22 protein-coding genes are annotated in these 23,853 nt (G+C 56.7%); 14 read left to right on the top strand and 8 right to left on the bottom strand.

What is annotated here, in order from left to right; translation table 11 throughout:
• Positions 1-125: 125 nt before the first annotated feature.
• Positions 126-938 (bottom strand): ferredoxin--NADP reductase, encoded by an 813-nt coding sequence (locus E1180_RS07900; RefSeq protein WP_155190641.1) that lies wholly within the window; start codon positions 936-938, stop codon positions 126-128.
• 415 nt (positions 939-1,353) lie between these two features.
• Here E1180_RS07900 and E1180_RS07895 point away from each other — a divergent pair, with 415 nt between their 5' ends.
• Positions 1,354-2,388 carry a GlxA family transcriptional regulator gene (locus E1180_RS07895; protein WP_155190640.1) on the top strand — a complete coding sequence of 345 codons (1,035 nt, stop codon included), beginning with the start codon at positions 1,354-1,356 and terminating at the stop codon, positions 2,386-2,388.
• A gap of 200 nt (positions 2,389-2,588) precedes the next feature.
• Here E1180_RS07895 and E1180_RS07890 read toward each other — a convergent pair whose 3' ends face one another.
• Positions 2,589-3,311: a sulfite exporter TauE/SafE family protein gene (locus tag E1180_RS07890; RefSeq protein ID WP_208997003.1), complete on the bottom strand. Its 723-nt coding sequence runs from the start codon at positions 3,309-3,311 to the stop codon at positions 2,589-2,591.
• A gap of 52 nt (positions 3,312-3,363) precedes the next feature.
• Positions 3,364-4,161 carry a substrate-binding periplasmic protein gene (locus E1180_RS07885; protein ID WP_283404490.1) on the bottom strand — a complete coding sequence of 266 codons (798 nt, stop codon included), beginning with the start codon at positions 4,159-4,161 and terminating at the stop codon, positions 3,364-3,366.
• Positions 4,162-4,525: 364 nt separating this feature from the next.
• Here E1180_RS07885 and E1180_RS07880 point away from each other — a divergent pair, with 364 nt between their 5' ends.
• A complete protein-coding gene (locus tag E1180_RS07880) occupies positions 4,526-5,752 on the top strand; it encodes a winged helix-turn-helix domain-containing protein (RefSeq protein WP_155190637.1) in 1,227 nt (408 codons plus the stop codon).
• A gap of 31 nt (positions 5,753-5,783) precedes the next feature.
• Here E1180_RS07880 and E1180_RS07875 read toward each other — a convergent pair whose 3' ends face one another.
• A complete protein-coding gene (locus E1180_RS07875; protein ID WP_155190636.1) occupies positions 5,784-7,430 on the bottom strand; it encodes a hypothetical protein in 1,647 nt (548 codons plus the stop codon).
• A gap of 285 nt (positions 7,431-7,715) precedes the next feature.
• Between E1180_RS07875 and E1180_RS07870 the strand changes: the two genes are divergently transcribed.
• Positions 7,716-8,441, top strand: a complete 726-nt coding sequence (locus E1180_RS07870; protein WP_155190635.1) for a hypothetical protein — start codon at positions 7,716-7,718, stop codon at positions 8,439-8,441.
• A 20-nt stretch (positions 8,442-8,461) separates the two neighbouring features.
• Here the strand turns inward: E1180_RS07870 and E1180_RS07865 are convergent, their stop codons facing one another.
• Positions 8,462-9,463 (bottom strand): AraC family transcriptional regulator, encoded by a 1,002-nt coding sequence (locus E1180_RS07865; RefSeq protein WP_155190634.1) that lies wholly within the window; start codon positions 9,461-9,463, stop codon positions 8,462-8,464.
• Positions 9,464-9,717: 254 nt separating this feature from the next.
• Here E1180_RS07865 and E1180_RS07860 point away from each other — a divergent pair, with 254 nt between their 5' ends.
• The gene (locus tag E1180_RS07860; RefSeq protein ID WP_155190633.1) at positions 9,718-9,921 is read left to right on the top strand and encodes a YgaP family membrane protein; all 204 of its coding nucleotides are present in this window, start codon (positions 9,718-9,720) and stop codon (positions 9,919-9,921) included.
• A gap of 60 nt (positions 9,922-9,981) precedes the next feature.
• Here the strand turns inward: E1180_RS07860 and tdh are convergent, their stop codons facing one another.
• From tdh to E1180_RS07845, 3 genes are all read right to left on the bottom strand, one after another.
• A complete protein-coding gene (gene tdh, locus E1180_RS07855; RefSeq protein ID WP_155190632.1) occupies positions 9,982-11,022 on the bottom strand; it encodes an L-threonine 3-dehydrogenase in 1,041 nt (346 codons plus the stop codon).
• A complete protein-coding gene (locus tag E1180_RS07850; protein WP_155190631.1) occupies positions 11,022-12,206 on the bottom strand; it encodes a glycine C-acetyltransferase in 1,185 nt (394 codons plus the stop codon). Before E1180_RS07850 ends, tdh begins: the two co-directional genes overlap by 1 nt.
• A 104-nt stretch (positions 12,207-12,310) precedes the next feature.
• Entirely contained in the window at positions 12,311-12,871 is a 561-nt protein-coding gene (locus tag E1180_RS07845) for a helix-turn-helix domain-containing protein (RefSeq protein ID WP_155190630.1), read from the bottom strand.
• A gap of 216 nt (positions 12,872-13,087) precedes the next feature.
• Between E1180_RS07845 and E1180_RS07840 the strand changes: the two genes are divergently transcribed.
• The 10 genes from E1180_RS07840 to E1180_RS07795 form a co-directional block, all read left to right on the top strand.
• Complete coding sequence (locus E1180_RS07840) at positions 13,088-14,758, top strand: formate--tetrahydrofolate ligase (RefSeq protein ID WP_155190629.1); 1,671 nt, start codon at positions 13,088-13,090, stop codon at positions 14,756-14,758.
• Positions 14,759-15,012: 254 nt separating this feature from the next.
• The gene (locus E1180_RS07835) at positions 15,013-16,092 is read left to right on the top strand and encodes an HD-GYP domain-containing protein (protein WP_155190628.1); all 1,080 of its coding nucleotides are present in this window, start codon (positions 15,013-15,015) and stop codon (positions 16,090-16,092) included.
• Positions 16,093-16,285: 193 nt separating this feature from the next.
• The gene (locus tag E1180_RS07830; protein WP_155190627.1) at positions 16,286-16,990 is read left to right on the top strand and encodes a corrinoid protein; all 705 of its coding nucleotides are present in this window, start codon (positions 16,286-16,288) and stop codon (positions 16,988-16,990) included.
• Positions 16,991-16,995: 5 nt separating this feature from the next.
• Positions 16,996-17,667: a DUF1638 domain-containing protein gene (locus E1180_RS07825; protein WP_155190626.1), complete on the top strand. Its 672-nt coding sequence runs from the start codon at positions 16,996-16,998 to the stop codon at positions 17,665-17,667.
• Between the two features lie 115 nt (positions 17,668-17,782).
• Complete coding sequence (locus E1180_RS07820) at positions 17,783-18,085, top strand: virulence factor (RefSeq protein WP_155190625.1); 303 nt, start codon at positions 17,783-17,785, stop codon at positions 18,083-18,085.
• On the top strand, positions 18,078-18,956 hold the full coding sequence (locus tag E1180_RS07815) for a methylenetetrahydrofolate reductase (RefSeq protein ID WP_155190624.1): 879 nt from the start codon (positions 18,078-18,080) through the stop codon (positions 18,954-18,956). Before E1180_RS07820 ends, E1180_RS07815 begins: the two co-directional genes overlap by 8 nt.
• 13 nt (positions 18,957-18,969) lie before the next feature.
• Positions 18,970-19,923: a methyltetrahydrofolate cobalamin methyltransferase gene (locus E1180_RS07810; RefSeq protein WP_155190623.1), complete on the top strand. Its 954-nt coding sequence runs from the start codon at positions 18,970-18,972 to the stop codon at positions 19,921-19,923.
• 175 nt (positions 19,924-20,098) lie between these two features.
• Positions 20,099-22,129, top strand: coding sequence for an ASKHA domain-containing protein (locus E1180_RS07805; protein WP_155190622.1), 2,031 nt, complete (start codon positions 20,099-20,101; stop codon positions 22,127-22,129).
• 58 nt (positions 22,130-22,187) lie between these two features.
• Positions 22,188-23,513, top strand: a complete 1,326-nt coding sequence (locus E1180_RS07800) for an MFS transporter (RefSeq protein WP_155190621.1) — start codon at positions 22,188-22,190, stop codon at positions 23,511-23,513.
• 131 nt (positions 23,514-23,644) lie between these two features.
• Positions 23,645-23,853, top strand: a 209-nt coding sequence (locus E1180_RS07795) for a hypothetical protein (RefSeq protein WP_155190620.1), incomplete at its 3' end; no start/stop codon positions are given.

Raw genomic sequence — 23,853 nt, 5'->3', positions numbered from 1 at the left:
TAAGGCTAGCAATTCTTTGGTGTTTATGGGTTTCCGATCCCGATCCGTGCCTCCACGATTGAACCCCAACAAAAAAGGCCGGGTTACCCCGGCCTTTGATGATTCTTGCGGTTTGAGGAGGCTGCCTATCCGACGAACGCCCGCTCAACCACGAATTCTGCCGGTTTGTTGTTTGCGCCCTCGTTCAGGCCCGCCTCTTCCAAAAGGGCCTTGGTGTCGCGCAGCATCTCCATCGACCCGCAGATCATGCCCCGGTCGACTGCAGGGTCGAGCGGAGGTACACCGAGATCTTCGAACAGTTTTCCGGACTTTATCAAATCTGTGATCCGGCCTGTTCTGGGGAAATCTTCGCGGGTCACTGAGGTGTAGTGCACCAACTTGTCCTTGGCATACTCGCCGATCAACGGATCATTCAGCGTCTCCTGAACAAGATCCTCGCCATACTTGAGTTCCGCAACTTCCCGGCATGTTTGCGTCAGGATCACCTGATCAAACTTCTCGTAGGTGTCGGGGTCCCGAATGAGGCTCGCAAATGGCGCAATGCCGGTTCCCGTTGAGAACATGTAAACGCGTTTGCCGGGCACAAGAGCGTCGTTAACGAGCGTCCCGGTCGGCTTCTTTTTCATGAGCACTGCGTCCCCTGGCTGGATTTTCTGCAGATGAGAGGTCAGCGGCCCGTCCGGGACCTTGATCGAGAAAAACTCCAGTTCTTCATCCCAGGCCGGGCTGGCAATCGAATAGGCGCGATAAAGCGGCTTGCCATCGATCATCAGGCCGATCATCACGAATTCGCCGGACCGGAAGCGGAAACTTGCCGGACGCGTCATGCGGAAGCGGAAAAGCCTGTCCGTGTAGTGCTGAACGGATTTGACTTCCTCAACGAAAGCGCCCGACGGCGCTGCAGCTTCAAGGTCTGCGGGTTTGGCAAGTACATTCATATGTTTTTGCGGTCCGTGCGTTTTCATACAATCTGGATTTGCCCCCATGTAGCACCAACCGTGCATTGACCTGAAGCAACTTCGATCCACGAATTTGAGCATTTGCAAAAAAAACGACCCAATTTGGCTGTTTTTTTGCATTTGCGGCCGCTTGCTGGCCAACAAACGCCGGCGGCGCAGATCCCGCTCCGGCTTCAGCCCGGCTGACCAGCGATCGGTCTGACCAGAAATAGCGCAGTGTCCGCGTTGAAAAGCGGCAGCCTGTCCGTCTGTTGAGCAATTCGAATTAGTAATTATGACAATTTTAGGAATGTACTTGATTTCGAATTTTTTTATTTGACACACAAATACAAACGGAAAAAACTACTCTGATGCAAAGATAAAAAAAATAATGCCTTCTGATGGGATCAAATAAATGACTGGACGCGCAATCGAAGAAACAGGTCAAAAAATAGCATTCGTACTCATGGAGCGGTTCTCCATGAATGCATTTGCGAGCGTGATCGAACCGCTGCGGATAGCAAATCGCCTGCTTGGGCGAGATTACTATGCCTGGGAAACTTATTCCCTGGACGGAAGCTCAGTGACGGCGAGCAACGGATGCGATGTTTCCGTCAAGAAACCTATCAGAGAGCTTAACGACGCCGATATTACACTTTTGTGTACTGGTCTCGACGTCGAGCGGCTGCCGCTGGACGCCGAGCTCGGCAACAAATTGCGCCGGCTCAACGCCATGGGCCGCACCTTTGGTGCGATCTGCACGGGCGCCTATCTGCTTGCCCGCTACAATTTGCTCGACGGCCGCCGCTGCACGATCCATTGGGAAAATTTGCGTTCTCTTCGGGAAGAGTTTCCGGATGTGGAAGTGACATCTGACATCTTCGCAATCGACCGGAACTGCATCACCTGCGCTGGCGGGCTTGCCTCCCTGGACATGATGTTGCGCCTGATTGCCATCCAGCATGGCGCCTATCTCGCCCATGAGGTCGCTGAGGTTGCCCTTTACCAGAACATGCGGTCCGGTGAATCGGCACAGCGCCATGACATCGAAGCGCGGACCGGGATTTCGAATGCGAAAATCCTGGATGCCATCCGGATCATGGACCTTCACATCGAGGATCCACTCAGCTGCCAGCAGCTGGCCATGACGGTGAACCTCTCACCACGCCAGCTGGAGCGCCTGTTCCGCCGGCATTTCAACTGCACGCCGGGCCAATACTACCTGCGCCTGCGTCTTGAAACGGCGCGAGACCTTCTCCGCCGGACCAGCCGCCCCGTGCTCGACGTGGCATTGGCCTGCGGCTTCGCCTCAACGTCTCATTTCACGAAGTGTTACCGGGAACGGTTTTTGTGCACACCGACTGAAGAGCGCCAATCTTATCAGTGGGCGAACACCAAATCGACGTCCGGCGTTGGCACAGCCACTCCGATGCGCCTCGTTGCCAAGTGAGCCGGGGCACATCCAAAGCAAACGTCTCACCTGTCGCTGATGTGATAGCCACGGCTTGAAAGCGATAGGCCATGGCCGGAGTTTCCAGACCCTCATAAAGCGCTTCAAAAGCGTCCGCTTTCCGCAAGCTTTGAAAAGGCGCCGTTTCCCAAACGGCGCTTTTTTTCTGGTCTGACCTTCTGGAAGGGCCCGGCCAGGTCTCAACCGGAGATCAGCCGGTAGAGGCCAAGCGGGATCAGATACAGGCCAAGCGCCAAAATGGAGGCAAGAACGAGCCGCCTGAACCCTTGCTCGGACAGTCTCCGGCGGATGTATTGACCGGCGAACACACCCGCGGAGGTCGGCACACACAGCGCCGCTGACGCCATCACGCCGCTATTGCTCAAGATACCGAAGCTGCCCAGCGAGACAGACAGCGCAACAGTCGATGTCAGGAAAAGCATGCCCATGGCCTGAACAAGCTCGTCCTTCGAGAGGCCTAACGCCTGCAAATATAAAACGCCGGGAACTGTATAAGATCCGGTCAGGCCGGCAAAAACGCCGTTGATGCTGCCAAGGACAACGCCTGCAGGCCGCTCGAAATGGCGTCCAATATGAAACTTGACGCCCGCCAGCAGCGGAACCGCATAGGCGATCATGAGAAGGCCCAGGACAAAGTCGGCAAGCCCGACCTGCAGCTGGGTCAGGAGAAATGTTCCGGCGAAAAGCGTGCTGCCAGCCGCAAGCAGAAACGGCCAGAGCCTGGCAACCAACGGTTTGAATTGGCCGCCGGATGCGGCCTGCCAGACGTTTGTGAGAAATGCTGGCCACAGGACAAGAACAATTGCCGCTTCAACGCCGACGAAAACGGTCATGAGGCCCAGGCCGATCGTCGGCAGACCGAAACCAACAGCCCCCTTGATGATGCCAGCGCCGAAAAACACCAGGCACGCAATTCCTACCAGTCCGGGTTCGCTTAACAGTTTAGACCACCACTCAGTCCGTCAATTGCGCATGACTGTCATGGTCGAGAATCATTGATGCGACCGTCCCGTCAGCAATATGCGCCTCCAGAGCGGCATTAAAGTCTTCAAGTAAATTCACACAAGCTGATTTTTTGGAAAACATGAAGTGGATGGTGTTTTCAATTGCAGACCAAGGCGCAACCATGACGGCGTCTTCCGCCTCAAGCTGTGCGATCATCCTGTCGCCTTCCCGGCGCGCAATAACGAAGTAGTCGGCTTTGCCCTCCAGCAATAATTGCATGTTTTCCAGATTGTCATCAAAAGACTCTCTGTGGATCGCAAGATTGTCACCGGCGAAGACATCAAACTCCTCGCCAAAAGACGACCCGAAAGGGGCAAGACCGCGCAGACCAATCAGGTCGTTCAGGCTTTGCGGCTGTGCTGGCGTATCGCGGCGGATGAATATTCCGATCTCTTCGCGAATGACGGGATGACTCAGCACATATTCCTTTTCGCGCTGCCTGGTGGAAAACGCTCCGGCCAGAACGTCGACCTCACCTGCTTCCAGAAGGGTCAGGCTCCGCCTCCAGGGCAAATCCGTCAATTCCATGACAGCGACCCCCAACTCGCCGAAGATCTGATGGGCAAGGACCGGCATGACACCTTCCAAGCTCTGCCTGTCCTCCGTCGCCATGGAAACGGGAAACCAGGTGGGCGAACCCGTCAAACGGACCGTTTCACACGTGCCGGATGGTTCGGATGCAGAGGCCGGTCCAATCGCCCAAAAAATTGCAAACACCATCGCGGCGATCTTGCCGGAAACTAACACTACCAATCGCACGTCCCGCGGCCCCATTGCCCATAGTCTCACTCGCCTGAAACTAAAAAACCTTTACTTCCCCGGGTCAATATGTGCCGCCACGTAATCATCAAGATATGTGCTTTGCACATCACATTCCGGTCTGTGGGCAAGGATGTTCGCCGCCTCAACTGAAGTGCGGCTCATGTCCCGGCATGCACTGAACGAACTTCAGACCCACGAAGATGACGAGAAATTTTATGTTTCTAGTGTGGTTTCCGGAATTGAATTTCGTTCCGGAAGTTGCCTCCACTTTGAGACAAATATCAATTTCACCACACCAGATCAGGTTTGGGTGTTTCTGACAAAACGCCCGATGCTCTAGAGTTGAAAAATGACCCGTGAATCGCTTGCCACTATCTCCAATCAATCTGCCCGGTGCATCTTTTTGGACCGGCATGGTCTTGCCTCAGCGCCGCGTGGTCCCGGAAAGGGCGCGGATCTCCAGACCCTGATTGCAGCCCTCGGGTTTGTTCAGGTCGACAGCATCAATACCGTTGCCCGTGCCCATAACATGATCCTTTTGGCGCGGCGCCCGTCCTACAAAGAGCCGAACCTGAAGTCGCTTTTGGAGCGCGAAAGGTCCGTATTCGAACACTGGACGCATGATGCGTCGATCGTCCCGACCGAATTCTTCCCGCATTGGCGCTTGCGCTTTCGGCGTGACCGGGAAAAGCTGATCGGACGCTGGCGGAACTGGCGGCGGGATGGATTTGAAGCCAAGTTCAACGCCGTTCTGAAACAGATCCAGGATCACGGTCCGGTTACATCAGCAACAGTCGGCGAAAACGAAGAACGCCGGAGCGGCGGCTGGTGGGATTGGCACCCCTCCAAAACCGCCCTGGAATTTTTATGGCGGACGGGCGAGCTGTCCGTCTGCAGGCGAAACGGATTTCAAAAAGTCTATGACCTGACCGAACGGGTCATTCCTGGTCCGGCACGCAATCAGGTGGTCGATCCGGAAGAAACGGTCGCGTGGGCTGCGTCAAGCGCGCTTGCGCGGCTCGGGTTCGGTACGTCCGGAGAGATTGCAGCCTTCTGGGATCTGATCACCCCGGCGGAGGCAAAGGCCTGGTGCCAGCAGGCGTTGGCAGACGGCTCCCTGATTGAAGCAAATATTGGGACTGCAGATGGCGGCAAGCGCCGCGTTTACATGTTTCCGCAATCTCTGGACCAATTCGATAACCCTCCCGAACTGCCCTCCCGCGTGCGCATCCTGTCGCCGTTCGATCCGGCCCTGCGCGACCGCAAGCGCGCCGAACGGCTGTTCGGGTTCAATTACCGCATCGAGGTTTTTGTGCCCGAGGCCAAGCGGAAATATGGCTATTATGTCTTTCCGGTCTTGGAAGGAAGCCGGATAATTGGCCGTATCGACATGAAGGCTTTCCGCGATCAGGACACCCTGCGTGTGCGCAGCTTTTGGCCCGAGGCTGGCATCCGCATGGGCAAAGGCCGCCAGAGGCAGCTGGAGAGCGAAATTGCCCGGCTCGCGACGTTCTCCGGTTGCTCCAAGATCGATTACCAAACGGGTTGGCTGCGGGACCGGAACCTCGAGCCGTAAGCCCATCTTCTTTTCAAGGTATCACACCCTGTTACTCGTCCTTTCGGATGATGCCGGTGACAGCCGCTGCAGCGATGGCGGTAATGATCCAGCCGAGCGCGATCAGAACCTTGCTGAGATAAAAGAACCAGACCCCGGCGGGACCGCGTGTTGTCGACGGAGCCCAGGCATCGGTCTGACCGAGATTGATGATCGGCACCACCAGATCAATGCCGTAGTAGAGCGAACTGAAAGTCTCATAATCCCGGCCGGGATGATCCGGCGCGGGCGGAGGATTTGTGCCGGAAGGCAAGCCGTTGCGATCGGCCATGGTCTGGTCCGGGCCGCGCGCCCAGCAGCGCGCAGGGTTCTGAAACAGATCTTTGCCGTTCGAACCTGTAGCGTTGGCATAATACTGCCAACTCGGTGAGGTCAGCAGGATATCCGAATTCGGTGCGAAATCGCCCTGTTCCCAAACCAGTTTTGCGCCAATGGCGGCCAGACCAAACAGGACAAGCAACGCAATCAAGCTGCGCCATGGCTTGTAACCATAGCCGGTGAGGTACAAAGATATCCGGTCGCCGAACCAGTGCGGGTCGTTGAAAAACCGCGCGCTGATTTCAGCGCGATCCGACCCGGTCTGTTTTCGCAAGCGGATGGCGTGTCTCAAACGTCCATGCCGCGTTTCCCGTTTCTGACGGAACTCCTTTTCCACCAGGATTTCCCGCGCTTCAAAACGATGCCCGCTGTCGCGGAAGAATTTCGCCAGCTGCTGATAGGGCTGGGGGTGAAAATCGCCAAGTAGACGCGCCCCCTTGGCAAGCCAAGCTTTGCGCATGGCCAGATCGTAGGGCCCCACAAGCGTGTCATAGGTGAAGCCGACAAGACGGAGGCGTTCCACCTTGTCCCAGCTTGGCGCATCATCCACCAGATCCGCCGCATGGGCGGCCTCGAAGTTTGCTCTACCCGCCACCCTTTTGATGTCGCACCAGAAGAAACTGTCCTTTACGACCAATCGCTGCACATTCAGTGCATACCCGTCCTTGCCGTCCAGCGACACCCCGGTGAACGATAATTGCCCACCGATCTCGGCGCCGGAAAAACTGACCTCGCCGGTCGTCATAGAATTCAGAAGTATCACATCCCCAGTGATCTTGGCCCCTTGCGCGTTCAGCGCATCCCTCCGTCCGCCATCCAGAGTCGCGCCAGCGCATGAGAGTTGTCCGCCTATCTCAGCGCTGGCAAAAGCAACCTCTCCGGTTGTGTTGGCGTTTCGGAGAGACACTCCACCAGTGATCTTGGCCCCTTGCCCGTTCAGGCCGGGAAACACGCTGCCACCGAGGTTGAGGACGTCCGCCTCCATTTGCAGCGCTTCGATTTTGTGTTCAAACACACAAGAAAAGAACCCGTTGCGGCCCCGTGTCTTGGCAAACCACAGATCGAGCTGCCCCGAGATCCAAGCGCCGCGTAATTCGGTGCCTCTTTCATGGACTGGCCAATCCGCGCAGCCACCCAACATCAAATAACGCAGGATATCCGCCCTGATTTCCACCGAGTCGTTTGGGGCGTCGGGCAGATTACCGTCGCCAAGAAACGTCGGCTCACCATCGCGGCAATTTTCAAGGAGTTGTTCTTCGGCGGTGGTGAGCCCGCCGTCTTTGCGAATGGCATCGATTTGGGAAATTGTTGTAATCAGCATCGGCAATCGGTTTGTCGTAAATAGAACTCCCAAACCTTAGGCGCATTCCGCAGGAACAACAATTCCTGATTGCTATTCATCTGATTCTGAAGTCCACGTTACGGACGGCAGGCTCTGAACCAATGTCAGTTCCAACACACTCGCCGGAAAACGGGAGGCGCCGTTGTCCAGTTTGAAAAGGACTGGCTGCGCGGCGGTTGACGTGCTTCAGCATCTCTACCGAGGTTAAACCTTTCCAAACCACTTGGGCGTCATGGTTATCCGTCAGCCTTGAGGACAATGAGTGTGCGTTCACCCGCAAAAAAGCCGAAAACAGAATGGCCCAAACTGAGCGGGCCGCATATTTGCGCGGGTGTGGGCAAGCAGACTCTGGACCTTGCCCGCAAGGGCCTGTTGAGCGCTGCCGATATGCGCGGCGGTCATTTGACACGGGACGACATCACCCTCGTGTTCGACTTTCTTGCCGAAGCGCCGGAGTTGTTCGATCTGTTCCGCAGCAACTATGAAGCCTGCGGCAAAATCCATCGAAAACAGGCGTTTGTCGGTGCAAACAAGGATTTCTTCGCCGTTTCAGTCTTGAGGTTCTTATGCTTCGACGTCTTGCGGCGGGTGTTCGACCCGCAGATCCAACGATCCGGACCTGACTGGGAAATCGAGTTCCTGCACGGCTTCAGCGCCTATATCAGCCAGGTGGCAGACCCGGAGTTTGAGGATAAACTGTCAGCGGCCTACCGCCGACTTGCCAAACAAAATGGCAACGAGATAACGGCAATCACAATTGCGCATGATGCCGCCATCCAGGCCCTCATCCGCGACATCGCCAAACTGTTCCCGGCCGATCAAACGGCCTATGTGAACTTCTCCAATGCCGTCAACAAGGCGCTGTCCGAGAAGTTCGAAGACTATGGTCCATCGCCGATCAAAATTTCCGAACCGCCGACCGAACGCTTTTTCAAGGCGCTTCGCAACACCACGCGGTCCAATTACTTCCGGAAGGTGATGCTCGGCTGATCTGGACCGCTATCGAAAACCTATGCCAGATGCATCGCCTGGCGGCTGGTTTCAGGTGTTACCCCGGTCCAGTTGTGATAGGCCCGAATGAATGAGTTCGGATCGTCATATCCCAGCAAGAACGCGATTTCCGCATTCGAATAACGCGTCTTTTGAAGATAAGTTCTTGCCGCTTGTTCCCGGACCTCGTTCAACAGCTGCTGAAAACTTGTCCCCTCCTGAGCAAGCTTGCGCTGTAGCGTGCGTGGGCTGACTGCGAGCCGCTCTGCGACATCGCCAACGCCCGCAATCCCGCTTGCCAGCATTTCGGTCAGGCAGGCACGCACCCTGTCGGTCAGCGATGCCGCTTGCGCAAGGTCCGACAGCCGCTGGCGGAGGATCGGCTCAAAAATGTCAAACATGGCGTCATTCACCGACAAGAAGGGCAGATGTAAATCCTCGCTCCGGAAAACAACTTCGTCCCGGTCCGCCGTTTTAAATGGAACGCCGAAAAAGGAACGATAGGCCGCCAGTTCTTTCGGCACTTCGCGAAGTTTCACTTTCAAGGGCACAATCTTGCGGCGAGTTGCCGTGCGCGCGATGTGGACGAGGAACACCGCTTCGAAAAGGATCAAATTGGCCGGAAGATCCGGAACACCCTGGGCCTTGATCCCGACAGCCAATTCCGTGCTGCCGGAAATCAGATCCAGGACCATGGGGCCAATGATCGGTTTGTAAACCTGGAGCCGTTCAAGCGCTGTCTTCAGATTAGGGCTGCAATAAGCTGCAAACAGTGGCGGGCTGAAAATCTCCGGAGAAAGGCTTTGGCCGAGGGTCAAAGGGAAAACCGGATCCCCGGACAGCGCCTCCATGCTGTTGCAAAGCCGGAAATAGGCCTCAGCATCAAGCTCAGGTGTCCGCTGGGAGAACAAGTCAAGCGGCAACGCGGCGTGCCGCAACAGGTCCTGCGGACCTATTCCCACACTTTCCAGCAAGCCGACCCATCCGATGTCGACAGTAAATTTGGTGGCCGCGCCGCGCATGTCTACCTGCCCCTTTTTTGAAGCCTCGGGACAGTTTATGCTTCGACCAACGATGTTGACTAGCAGATCATGCCATCAGATCAGCAATTCACGCCAAAAGCGGATAATTCCGGCCCTGAAGGAGGCCCAGACACACCAAACATGTCAGGGAAAGTCCGCATGACCGAACGCCGCAGTCAGGTGACTGGCATCTCACACCCAGAGAGCATATTATTTCATTGTTATGAATATTGTAAATCACATGGAGGATCGACATGACTGTCGAGCGGGGAATTTTGCTGGTTGTCGGCGCGCTTGTGCTGGCGTCGGTGCTTTTGGCTGTTTATTCGAACCTCAACTGGCTTTGGCTCACCGGTCTCTTGGGGGCGCACTTGATGCAAGCCTCCGTGACCGGGTTCTGTCCGGTTGTGATGGCATTAAAAAAGCTTGGTTTGCCCCAAAAGGCGGGCTTTTCCTGACGCCATAGATGCCTTGCGACCGCTGCTAAACGACACGATGCCCGCCAGCCCTAGCAGGGTCTATGTCCAGCTCAGAACGACCTTTCCAGCTTCGCCCGATTTCATAGCCGCAAAGCCCTTTTCAAAGTCGTCGACACCGAACCTGTGCGTGATGACATTGCGCACAACAAGGCCGTTTTGGAGCATGGCGATCATCTTGTACCAGGTCTCGAATATCTCCCGTCCGTAGACCCCCTTGATCGTGATGGCCTTGAAGACAATCCGCGACCAGTCAACAGGCGATTTTCCGGGCGGTATGCCAAGCAGCGCGATCCGTCCGCCCATGACAAGGTTTTCAACCATCTGGTCGAGCGCCGCCTGATTGCCGGACATCTCCAGTCCGACATCAAAGCCTTCCCGCATGCCCAGCTTGCTCTCGATCCCTTTCAGATCGTCCTTGGCAACATTCACTGGCACGACATCGGCGACCTTTGTCGCAAGGTCGAGGCGCGCCTGATTGACATCCGTGATGACAACATTGCGAGCCCCCACATGCCGGGCCACAGCTGCAGCCATGATGCCAATGGGCCCGGCGCCGGTAATCAGGACATCCTCGCCGATCAGATCGAAACTCAGAGCTGTATGAACGGCGTTGCCCAGCGGATCAAGAATAGCCCCGATCTCGTTGTCGACCGCATCTGGCAAAGGCACGACATTGAAAGCGGGCAGGCGCAAATATTGGGCGAAAGCCCCCTGCTCATTGACACCGATCCCGCGGGTTTCGGGATCCAGATGGAACTTTCCGGCCCGGGACTGCCGGGAGTGTTTCCCGATCAGATGGCCCTCGCCCGAACAGCGCTGGCCCACGTGAAGACCGGTCACGTTCTTGCCAACCTCGACAATCTCGCCAGCGAATTCATGACCGGTTATCATCGGTACGGGAACCGTTTTGGCGGCCCATTCATCCCAATTCCAAATGTGAATATCCGTCCCGCAAATTCCGGTCTTGTTGATCTTGATGAGGACATCATCCGGACCCACTTCCGGAACCGGAGCACGGGTCATCCAAAGGCCTTCCGCAGGCCTGGATTTTTCGAGCGCTTTCATCTGATTACTGGACATCACAGCACTCCCGTGGCCTTGCCTGCGGTTTCAAAGGCCTCAAGGGCCCGGTCGAGATCCGCCTTGGTAAGGGCCGCATTCATTTGCGTGCGGATCCGCGCCTGACCGCGCGGCACGACCGGGAAGAAGAAACCTGACACATAAACCCCTTCTTCAAAAAGCCGGGCCGCCATGTCCTGGGCCAGTTGAGCCTCTCCAAGCATCACTGGGATAATCGGATGCTCACCGGCCAGAAGGGTGAAACCGAGACTTTCAAGTCCGGACCGCCAGTATTTTGCATTCTCAAAAAGGTTCTTGCGAAGGTCATCGCCTTCTTCGACAAGCCGGATCGCTTCCAGGCCGCTCATAACAATTGCGGGCGGAAGGGAATTGGAGAAAAGATACGGTCTTGCCCTCTGGCGAAGGAGATCGATGACCGGCTGAGGTCCTGCGATGTAGCCACCAATCCCGCCGCCCAGCGCCTTGCCGAGGGTCCCGGTCAGGATATCGACATCGACGCCGAAATGTGCCGGTGTCCCCTCGCCCTTCGGCCCCATAAAGCCCGTGGCATGGCAATCGTCCACCATGACAATCGCGTCATACTTTTTTGCAAGCGCCGTAATCTCCGGCAGATTTGCAAGATAGCCATCCATGGAAAACACGCCATCCGTGGCAATCATCATATGCCGGGCGCCAGCCGCCTGAGCCTCCTGCAGCTTTGCTTCCAGATCCGCCATGTCGGAATTGGCATAGCGATACCGCTTGGCCTTGCACAGCCTGATCCCGTCGATGATCGAGGCATGATTGAGCGCGTCCGATATTATCGCGTCTTCAGGCCCTAGGAGCGGCTCGAACAAGCCGCCATTGGCATCAAAGCAAGCTGCAAAAAGAATGCTGTCGTCTTTTCCCAAAAACCGGGCAAGGCGCTGTTCAAGGTCCCGGTGGATGTCCTGCGTTCCGCAGATGAACCGGACCGACGCCATGCCGAAGCCTTTCGGATCCATCGCCCGCTTGGCTGCGTCGATAAGATCCGGATGGTCTGCCAGACCCAGGTAGTTGTTTGCGCAGAGATTTATGACATCCCGCCCGCCAACATCAATATGGCCGCCCTGGGGCGAGCTGATAAGGCGTTCGCGTTTATAAAGGCCTTCCGCCTCGATTTCAGTCAGCGTTTGCGTAACATGTGACAAGAACGCGCTTGGCATACAGCCCTCCGGCAATCAGGATTTTTTCCATTATAACGGATTTTCTTCCAAATTAGAAGAATATTTTCCAGAGCGACGGAGGGCGTGAGGGTCAGGGCACGTTGTTAAAACCGGACCACCATCAAAATTGCACGGGCTGGTCCACCAACAGCGGAAATGCAATGGGGGACATCGGCAGCATAGCGGGCTGTATCGCCCTTCTTGATCACGCCGGTGGCCGCACCTGAAGTCACCTCAAGCGTTCCTTCTTCCGCGACCAGTTGTTCCCGGGTTCCCCGCTCATGCGGCTTGCTTTTGAGTTTGCCGTCCTCTGCAAAAATCAGCTCATAGACCTCAAACCGGCCCGTATCCTGAGGTGGAGATAGGATCCGTATCTTGCACCCGTCCCCTGCCCGGTCGAGCGCCGGAGTTTGATGCTCGTGCTGAATCTCGACCCGGTCCTCGGCCGCTTCCTCGCCCAAGAGCCCGGCAAAATCGACATTGAGGGCCCTGGTCAAATTAAGAAGCGTTGCAACCGTCGGGTTGGATTCGCCGCGCTCGATCTGACTCACCATGGACCTGGACACGCCGGAAAGCTTTTCGACAGCTTCCAGGGAGAGGCCTTGCGTGCGGCGCGCTTTCTTAAGCCTGTCCGGCAATCGCGCAAGAATGTCATTATCTGCCATGACGGAACCTAAATCCGTTTCGCTGGAATTTGCAATACACTGTTTTGGAAATCAATTGGACTTGGGAATAGACGCTTTGAACGGCCCGTCGCATCTGCAGCCCACGCCGTCGCATACGGAACATTTGTTGCACCGCCCCCTCTCCTAGCGTTTTGGAATATACAGACCTGCGGCAGGACACCTGCCGGTTTGACAAGCAACGGTTGGGAGAGAGCCATGTCCAGCGATATCGAGATTGCCCGCGCGGCAAACATGAAACCCATTCAGGATATCGGCAACAGGCTCGGCATCCCGGAAGACAGTCTCCTGCCCTACGGTCGGACAAAGGCAAAAATCTCCGGCGAGTTCATCCAGGCTTTGAGTGGGCGGAAAAACGGCAAGCTTGTCCTCGTCACGGCCATCAACCCGACGCCAGCAGGCGAAGGCAAGACCACCACAACCGTCGGCCTGGGCGATGGTCTCAACCGGATCGGCAAGAACGCCATGATCTGCCTGCGCGAACCGTCCCTCGGGCCCTGCTTCGGGATGAAGGGAGGCGCTGCCGGCGGGGGGCATGCGCAAGTCGTGCCGATGGAAGACATCAACCTGCATTTCACGGGTGACTTCCATGCGATTACGTCCGCCCACAATCTGCTTTCTGCCCTCATCGAAAACCACATCTATTGGGGCAACGAGCTTGGCATTGACCAGCGCCGCGTCACCTGGCGCCGGGTGCTCGACATGAACGACCGGGCTCTCAGGTCCATCGTCTGCTCGCTCGGAGGTGTCGCCAACGGATTTCCGCGCGAAGGCGGTTTCGACATCACCGTGGCGTCGGAGATCATGGCTATCCTCTGTCTTGCGACCGACCTAGAAGATCTTCAAACCCGCCTTGGCAACATCATTGTTGCCTACCGGCGGGACCGTTCCGCTGTCACCGCGCGCGACCTGGAGGCCGACGGCGCCATGACTGTGCTGCTGAAGGAGGCGCTCCAGCCAAATCTTGTACAGACCCTGGAGAACAACCCCGCGTTTATTCATGGCGGCCCGTTTGCAAATATCGCCCATGGCTGCAATTCAGTGGTCGCGACACAAACGGCCCTCAAACTGGCTGATTACGTGGTTACCGAAGCCGGGTTTGGAGCGGATCTTGGGGCCGAGAAGTTCTTCGATATCAAGTGCCGCAAGGCCGGGCTCTCCCCGGACGCCGTTGTGATTGTGGCAACAATTCGGGCACTGAAGATGAACGGCGGTGTCTCCAAGGAGGACCTTGGCGCTGAAAATGTGGAGGCCGTCGAAAAGGGCTGCGCCAACCTTGGCCGCCATATCGAGAACGTGAAACAGTTCGGCGTCCCGGCAGTCGTTGCAATCAACCATTTCACCGCCGACACCGATGCAGAAGTCGCCGCTGTCAAAGCCTACTGCGCAGAGCTCGGGGTTGACGCCATCCTTGCAACTCACTGGGCGCATGGCTCGGAAGGGACAGCGGACCTTGCCGCCCGTGTCATCGAGCTTGCAGAAAGTGGCGCTGCGCAATTCGCCCCGATTTATGACGACAGCCTGTCGCTGTTCGAAAAAATCGAGACGATCGCTAAACGGATCTACCGCGCCGATGAAGTCTTGGCCGACAAAGCTGTGCGCGATCAATTGAAGCGATGGGAAGCAGACGGGTTCGGTGACCTGCCCGTCTGCATGGCAAAGACGCAATATTCTTTCTCGACCGACCCGCAACTGCGCGGTGCCCCGACAGGCCACAGCCTGCCGATCCGCGAAGTCAGATTGTCAGCCGGTGCCGGCTTCATTGTTGTCATTTGCGGAGAGATCATGACGATGCCGGGGCTGCCGCGCATTCCGTCAGCCAATCACATCAAACTGGATGACAAGGGGCAAATCCAGGGCCTGTTTTAAACAATCAGTAGGCAGGCGCGCCCGGACACCGTAGGGGCGCGCCGCCTCTTTCCAGCAAACCAAGCGGCGGACCGTTCAGACGGCCTGTCATAATCAGGCTCCACTGCACCACATCTTTCTGAGGTAAATTGCGCGATATTTAATAATAATACCAGTCTATTAAATTTATTTTTGCTTTAAGTTTCTAGCGCATATTCCGTAGAGATACCTTTGACACCCTCAGTCAAGCCAACCCGTTTCTGTGCGCGCGCAACATGCATGATGTTCTTTTTGTATCCGACTCCATCCCAAGGTCCATTGACCGGGCATCGCTTATTGCCCGCGCCTTCAATACGCTTATCCTGGCTCCCAAACGCGTCAATGCCAGCCAGATGAAATCGGCCGGCATCGTGGTTTTCGACCTCCTGCTGAACAATCAGGATACTGTGGAGCTAATCGAGGAAGCACAACGCCAAAATCCAAATGTCATCGTGTTTTACTCGGGCGCCAATCAAGTCGAAAAAGTCCAAGCAAACACGCTCACAGGTGCGCAACTCGCCGAACGTTCGCACCGCACAGCCCCCATCGTGAGGATGATGCAGACCCTACTTCGTGGGAAGAAAAAAACGACCACGATGCGAGAGGCAGCAGAAATCGTCGACAAGATCGCAACGAGCTTCGAAGACATCAGCATGGCTGCGATCCTCGGCGATCCCATTCCGTTGCAAAAACTCACTGACGCCTCAGACACCATAAATGGCACATTGGCGAAATATAGTCTCAGCAGTTTCCTGGGCGCTTTACAGGATTACCATTCGCACACAACCCGTCACACGCTTCTGGTAGCAACCGTCGCTGCGGATTTTTGCGAGAAACTAAAACTGTCTGAAAAGACACGCGAAATGATGGTATCAGGTGCTATCGTCCATGACATAGGAAAAACAAGTATTCCCCTCGCGATCCTCGACAAACCTGGTAAATTGTCGGAGTCGGAGATGGAACTGGTTCGGACACACGCCCGGCACGGCCAAAGGATATTGGCAAAACACCCAAAAATCGACGACCGCATCAAGACACTTGCCCTCGAACATCACGAGTTTCTTGACGGCAGCGGTTATCCTGACGGTAAATCCGGCAATGATCTGTGTACCGAAGTACGCATCTTGACGATTTGCGATATCTATTCGGCCTTGATCGAACAACGGAGCTACAAGGCACCAATTCCGTCAAGGATTGCGATTGGCATGCTGGAGGAGATGGGCGGGAAACTGGATCAACGGCTTGTGGCCGAGTTCAAGAAGATCCATCAGGCCGAGTCTGGCTTTGCAAAGGTCCGCCCCCGGCGCGCAAGCTAGCCGAACCGGGCCTGGCTCATCGCCGGCCCCGCAAGAGGCGCGCCGAACGGCGTGAATGCAGGCGAGAAGCGCGGCGGTAAATGATCGTCGCAGGTGCGACTTGCCGTGTCGTTTTGGTGATATCCGGTATTTGCGCATGAGGCTTAAGATTATTTGCAAATAACGGCCCTTATGCGCCTTCTTGGAGCGACCCATGTCCGAAGATGATATCGATCTCGCCGCCCTATCAGACGATGAGCTTGTCGAGCAAATGCATGACGATCTCTATGATGGATTGCAGGAAGAGATTCAGGACGCCGTCAATATCCTGCTGGAACGCGGCTGGGCGCCTTATGACATCCTGACCAAAGCCCTGGTGGAGGGCATGCGGATCGTTGGCGTCGATTTCCGCGATGGGATCCTGTTTGTGCCGGAGGTTCTTCTTTCTGCAAACGCCATGAAGTCGGGAATGAGCATTTTGCGCCCGCTTCTGGCTGAAACCGGCGCCCCGAAAGTCGGGAAAATGGTGATCGGCACCGTTAAGGGCGACATTCACGACATCGGGAAGAACCTTGTCTCCATGATGATGGAAGGCGCCGGCTTCGAAGTCATCGACATCGGCATTAACAACCCGGTCGAAAACTATCTCGCGGCTCTGGAAGAGCATAAGCCCGACATTCTTGGAATGTCTGCGCTTTTGACGACAACCATGCCTTACATGAAGGTCGTCATCGACGAGATGAAGGAAAAAGGCCTGCGCGACGAGTACATCGTACTTGTAGGCGGCGCACCGCTGAATGAAGAGTTCGGCGAAGCCATCGGGGCGGACGGCTATTGCCGCGACGCAGCCGTCGCAGTGGAAATGGCCAAGGACCTTATTGCGCGCCGGCATAACCAGCTCGCCGCAAACCAAGGCTAAAGAAAATGTTCGAGGAGGCAGCCGACATGCAGGGCGGCGTGCCTCTTTTTCCGATCGAGCCGCAGGACACCGGAACCGGTCAAAAAGTCGGACGTATTCTGGTCATTGCCTGCGGAGCGCTTGCCCGGGAAATTATCGCGGTCCGCGATCAAAACGCCTTTGAGCACATAGATCTGACCTGCCTCCCTGCGCAACTGCACAACACGCCCGACAAGATCCCGGATGAAGTTCGCCGGGTCATCACGCTCAATCAGGACGTTTACTCAGATATTCTGATTGCCTACGGCGATTGCGGAACGGGCGGCCTTTTGGACAAGGTTCTCGAGGAGACTGGCGCGCGGCGGATCGAAGGCGCCCATTGCTACGCCTTCTTTACCGGGCTGGAGGCTTTCGATGCCTTGGAAGAAGATCAGCTCGGGACCTTTTACCTGACCGACTTTCTTGCGCGGCACTTTCAAACGATGGTCATCGAACCACTCGGCCTCGATTGGCACCCACATTTGCGCGACATGTATTTCGCTCATTACTCACGGCTTCTTTACATCGCGCAGACCAATGACCCCGAACTGGAACAAGCCGCCCGGGCCGCTGCCGAGCGTCTCGGCTTGCCATTTGAAATGAAACAGACGGGATACGGCCTGTTGACTGATTTTCTATCCCCGGACGAGTCCGTTTGAGGCCTTGGCGGACACGCCCTTGAACAAGTCGGATTTTCACGTGCGCATGCCGGTATCACGCGGCCTGCTGCTCCCCCTTTCCGGCAAGGATTGTTCTTAGGAGGACTGAACACTTATGGCGCAAAAAACGATTGTTTTCTGGAGAGATATTCCGGCCCAGATCCTGGTGAAGAAAGGCCGCAAGTCGGCGCGCCGGGAATTGCCGCCCGTCTTCATGGAAGCAATCGACGCCTGCGCCATGCGGGTCGGTGCCAAGGACAGCGATGCCTATATGGCGGAATGGCGCCGTACTGAACCTGTCGATGTTTCAGATGATCTCGAAACGGAAGCGGATACGGCCCTTGCCGACATTGTCGGCGCCTATCCTAAGGAGCGCTTGCAGGCCCTTTTGGCGAATGGAGGCAACGACCATGACTGAATTGAATGCACACGGACGCCTGCCTGCCTCGACCGAGATGTCACCCAAACAGGTGGTCGAAAAGGGCGAACTCCTGGCGCATATTCCCGCCGGCACACAGGTTTACGTGACCGACCTGGGCAACGCCCCGGAAGACATGATCGTCTCCGCTGCCAAGATTTTGACCGACAACAAATTGATCGCCGTTCCGCATATGGCGGCGCGCCGCTATACGTCACTTGAGGCCTTTGAACGCCGGATTACGCGCCTCACGCAAGACGCGGGTGTGACCGAGGTCCTGTGCATTGCCGGTGAAGCGGAGAAAGCCGGCCCCCTGACCTCCTCTGTTGCTCTCCTTGAAAGCGGGCTGTTTGACAAGCTTGGCATTCGCAAGATCGCGGTTGCCGGGCACCCGGAAGGCGCTCCGGACATTAAGGCAGATGTCATCAAATCGTTTCTCGCCAAAAAACATGAGCTTGCCGCCAGCAGCGACGCCGAGTTCCGATTGGTGACCCAGTTCGGCTTTGATCCGCACCGTGTCAGTTTATGGCTCGACGAAATCCGTGCATGGGGCAACACCTTTCCGGTGCATATCGGAGTTGCCGGTCCTGCAAAGATGACAACTCTGTTGAAGTTTGCCGCATTTGCGGGCGTCGAAAACTCCCTGAACTTCCTGAAAAAACGCGGTGGCGCGGTGGTTTCCATGCTGTCTGGATACGACCCGGACACAATGGTCGAGCCGCTTGAAACCCGCCTTGGCAGCCAGCCGGACGCCCAGCTTGCCCAGATCCATGTCTATCCCTTCGGCGGCATCCAGAAGACCGCCGACTGGCTCCATGAGCGCGGAAGCTGGTCTTTTCGCGCCGATCATTCCTCTACCCTGACCGCTTGAAAGACCCGCACCCATGACACGCACCGTCGTCGCTTCGGCCACCAAGGAAATCGTCATCGGCTTTGATCAGCCGTTTTGCGTCATTGGCGAACGCATCAATCCGACCGGCAGGAAAAAACTCGCCGCAGAAATGGTCGAAGGCAATTATGAAACCGTGAAGGCGGATGCCCTGGCGCAGGTCGCGGCGGGAGCGACAATGCTGGACGTCAATGCCGGCGTAACCTCGGTCAATCCGAACGAGTCCGAGCCGCCGCTGCTGGTCAAAACTCTGGAGATCGTTCAAGAACTTACAGACATTCCCTTGTCTATCGATTCATCCGTAACGGAGGCGATCAAGGCAGGGCTCGAAGTCACCAAGGGTCGCCCGCTGGTCAACTCGGTTACCGGCGAAGAAGAAAAACTCGAAGCCATACTGCCGTTGATCAAGAAGTACGACGTACCGGTTGTTGCCATCTCCAACGACGAGACCGGCATTTCCGAGGATCCGGACGTGCGGTTCGAGGTTGCGAAGAAAATCGTTCAGCGCGCGGCTGACTACGGCATTCCCGCACATGACATCGTGGTGGACCCGCTGGTCATGCCGATTGGGGCCATGGGCACCGCCGGCAAGCAGGTGTTCGCGCTCCTTCGCCGCCTCCGTGAAGAGCTGAAAGTAAACACAACCTGCGGCCTCTCTAATGTTTCCTTCGGCCTTCCCCACCGCCACGGCATCAACTCTGCTTTCATTCCCATGGTCATCGGCGCCGGAATGACATCGGCGATCATGAACCCCTGCCGCCCGCAGGAAATGGAAGCGGTGCGCGCCGCCAATGTTCTGAACGGCACCGACCCCAACTGCCAGGAATGGATCATGACATACCGGGATCATCAGCCAGCAGCGGCCGGGGGGCCTGCAGCACCTGCTGAAGGGGGGGCTGCTGCCGGTGGCCGCCGCCGTGGCGGCCGGGCAGCACGCCGCGCCGGATAACAATGTTACAGCCGCTTCGGACACGCGCCGGAGCGGGCCCCAGTCAGCTGCCTACTTCAAGTGCCGGAACACCGGCACAAAAAGGCATTCAGGCAGCATCCCGGTCTTGGCTTGCAAGATCGGGATGAGACATTTTAACGCTCGTCCAGTCAGACCGATCAGGGCCAACAGGTAAATGATAGACAGCACCGATAGACTTGCGAAAGTGGTATTCCAGCCAAGCGGGCGGCGGGGCAGCTTTCCTGTTGGCACCCCGCTTCTGGACGCCGCGCGATCGCTCGGCGTTTATGTAGAATCGGTTTGTGGCGGACGGGGCATCTGCGGCCGCTGCCAAATCTCCGTGTCAGAAGGCACCTTTGCGAAAGAAAACCTGGTCAGCGCTGCGGACCATCTGGATCCGGCAAGCGAGGCCGAAATCCGGTACGCCACGCTGAGGACCCTGCCCGCGGACCGCCGCCTCTCCTGCCAGGCCAAAATTTCCGGTGATCTCGTCATCGACGTCCCGACGGATGCCCAAACAAACCGCCAGGTCGTGCGCAAACGCGCGGAAGCCAAGGCGATTGTCCCGGACAGCGCAATTTCACTCGTCAAGGTGAGCATCAGCGAACCGGATATGGAAACTCCGCGCGGGGATCTCGACCGGTTGCGCGAAGCCATTGAAACTGCTTCAGGTCATGACAGGCTTGCGGTTGATCCGGTGCTGTTGCCGATGGTGCAGACCACCTTGCGCAAAGGTGGCTGGACGGTCACAGCGGCAATTCATTCGGACAAGAACAGCGCACCGACCATCACGGCGCTTTGGCCGGGCGAAAAGGAGGCCGTCTACGGTCTCGCCGTTGATATCGGCTCCACAACCATCGCCGCACATCTGTGCAACCTTCAAAATGGCCGGACTGTCTCGTCTGCAGGAACGTCCAATCCGCAGATCCGCTTCGGCGAGGATCTGATGTCTCGGGTTTCCTACGTTCAGATGAACCCGTCACGCCTGCCGGACTTGACCAAGGCCGTGCGTGAGGCCGTCAACTCCCTGATCGGCAAGCTGGCCGGAGATGTCGGTGCCCTCAGATCCGATATTCTGGACGCCACCTTTGTCGGCAACCCTGTCATGCATCACCTCTTCCTCGGCATTGATCCGGTTGAGCTCGGCGGTGCTCCATTTGCCCTTGCAGCTTCCGATGCAATGGTGCTGGCGGCACGCGATCTTGACCTGGAACTGAACCCGGGCGCGCGGGTCTACATGCTGCCCTGCATTGCCGGTCATGTCGGTGCGGATGCGGCTGCCGCGACCTTGTCGGAAGCACCACATACTCAGGAACCGATCACCCTTCTGGTGGATGTTGGCACCAATGCGGAGATTGTTCTTGGCAACAAGGATCGGTTGCTCGCCGCATCCTCCCCGACCGGACCTGCCTTTGAGGGCGCCGAGATTTCCTCCGGGCAGCGCGCTGCCCCCGGTGCCATTGAACGCATCCGGATCGACCGCGATACGCTGGAGCCGCGCTTCAAGGTGATCGGCGTTGATGCATGGTCCGATGAGGAGGGATTTGCCGACACAATCGACAGTGTCGGGGTGACCGGGATCTGCGGTTCGGGCATCATTGAGGCCGTTGCCGAGATGTATCTATCCGGCCTGATCACGGAAGACGGTGTGATCGACGGTGCGCTTGCGGACCGAACGCACCGAATCCGCCAGAAAGGCCGGACTTTCTCTTACCTAATCGCGGATGGGGATGTCGAAATCTCCATCCTGCAGACGGATATCAGGGCAATCCAGCTTGCCAAGGGCGCTCTTTATGCGGGCGTCAAGCTTCTGCAGGACAAGCTCGGAACGGACCGCCTAGACCGGATCAGGCTGGCCGGCGCGTTTGGCAGCTACATCGATCCCAAATACGCGATGGTCCTTGGCCTTATTCCGGATTGTCCGATCGACGGCGTCTCGGGCGTTGGCAATGCTGCTGGAACAGGTGCCCGCATGGCGCTGCTGAACCGCGGCCACCGGCGCGAAATCGAACAGACCGTGCACGATATTGAAAAGATCGAAACCGCGCTTGAGCCCAAGTTTCAGGATCATTTCGTCAACGCAATGGCGCTTCCCAACAAGGTGGACCCCTTCCCGCACCTTCGGGCGGCCGTCGAGTTGCCAGAGCGCAAGGAGCTTGCACAAACGGTGCAAGGCGGCGGCAGAAGACGCAGGCGCAGGGTGTAAGTCAGCGGCCGATTAGCTTTTTGGCAAACGTGCCATATGTGCCGGTCTCAGGGATCTCATGTCCCGGTCTTTCAGAAAAGGTCGTGCCGTGGTCGCAGTTTTATCGTCGATATGGGCACTTTTGCTCGGCATTGTTCTGATTATGCTCGGAAATGGTATGCAATTCACCCTTATTGGTATCCGAGGCGATATCGAGGGCTTTTCGGCGGCCGAGCTTGCGATTGTAACGTCCGGCTATTTCGTCGGGTTCCTGTCGGGCGCCCGGCTGAGTCCGCTTTTGATCCGGCGAGTTGGCCATGTTCGCGTATTCGCGGCACTTGGCAGTTTCATGTCGGCGGCCCTGATCGCTTTCCCACTGCTAACCGAGGCCTGGGCTTGGACGATCCTGCGGATTTTCGTCGGCTTTTGCATGTCGGGCATCTATGTCACAGCTGAAAGCTGGTTGAATGATGCTGCTACGAATGAAACCCGCGGCAAAGTGCTGTCGGCATACATGATTGCTCAGACGCTGGGTATCATTGGTGCCCAAGGGCTCCTGACCCTTGGAGACGCAGGAACAGCCGTCCTTTTCATCGGCGCATCGATCCTAGTGTCAATCTCGTTCTCGCCGATCCTGTTGTCAGTCAGCCATGTTCCTGCCGCTGAGGTGTCCCGTCCAATGCCGCTTAGGGATCTCTTTGTTGGATCACCGTTGGGGACGGTTGGAATTTTCATACTGGGCAGTGTTTACGCCACGCAATCCGGTATGGGCGCGGTCTACGGCACGGAAATAGGGTTGACAGCCGACCAAATTGCTCTGTTCGTTGCGATGCTGTTCGCAGGTGCCCTGCTCCTTCAATACCCGATTGGCTGGCTTTCGGACCGCATGGACAGACGCTGGCTCATCTTTGCAGCTGCCGCCCTTGGTGCCCTTTCTTGTATGATTGGCTGGGTGTTCAGTGGCGGCTTCTGGACGCTTTTGGCATCGGCCTTTTTCGCAGGTGGTGTAACAACTCCTCTTTATGCGCTGTTCCTCGCCTATACCAATGACAGCCTATCTCTTGAAGACATGCCGGCGGCCTCGGGTGGACTTGTCCTGACCTTTGGAATAGGGGCCATCATCGGGCCATTGTCGACGGGCTGGGCGATGCAGCAATTCGGACCAGTTGCATTTTGGGCTACGCTTGGCATCAGCTTCGGATTGATCGCGATTTATGCCCTTTATCGCATGACGCAGCGTGCGCCAACGCCAGTAGAAGAAACCGAAAGTTACTTGGGTGTCTTACCGACAGCAACACCCGTGGTTGTTGAGGCTGCGGGTGCCTGGTCCGCAGACCAGGCCGAGACTTCCGACGATGCAAATGCCGACGAAGAGGCTTCAGATCACTTCAAGGATGGCGCTTGATGGCTGGAGCATCAAAAAATAGGTAATTTGAGTTGGGCGTTACTGTCTTGCAGTTTACAAGTTTGCTTCCCACCTGTTGTTCATACCGGCAATCAAACTGATACCGGTTTATCAGTCTGGAACCTCTTAAAATGGAAATCGTCTACACCGTTGGGATGATGGCCTTATGCGCGGCTGTCTTTGGCCTTGTGGTATGGCTTTACTTTAGGGTCGCAAATCATTTTTCTGCCGAAACCCGGCCCGGGGGCTTGCGCGGCGACGGGTTTGCAATCCTTCTGGCGCTTGGTTTGATCGTGGTCTTTATCGCGAGCTACATAGAGATCTTCGTATTCGCGTTCCT

Origin of the sequence: Roseibium denhamense, assembly GCF_009711415.1 — a bacterium.
Taxonomy (GTDB): Bacteria; Pseudomonadota; Alphaproteobacteria; order Rhizobiales; family Stappiaceae; genus Roseibium; species Roseibium denhamense.
The sequence above is the reverse complement of the archived record's forward strand: the minus strand, read 5'-3'. Positions and strand labels throughout refer to the sequence as shown.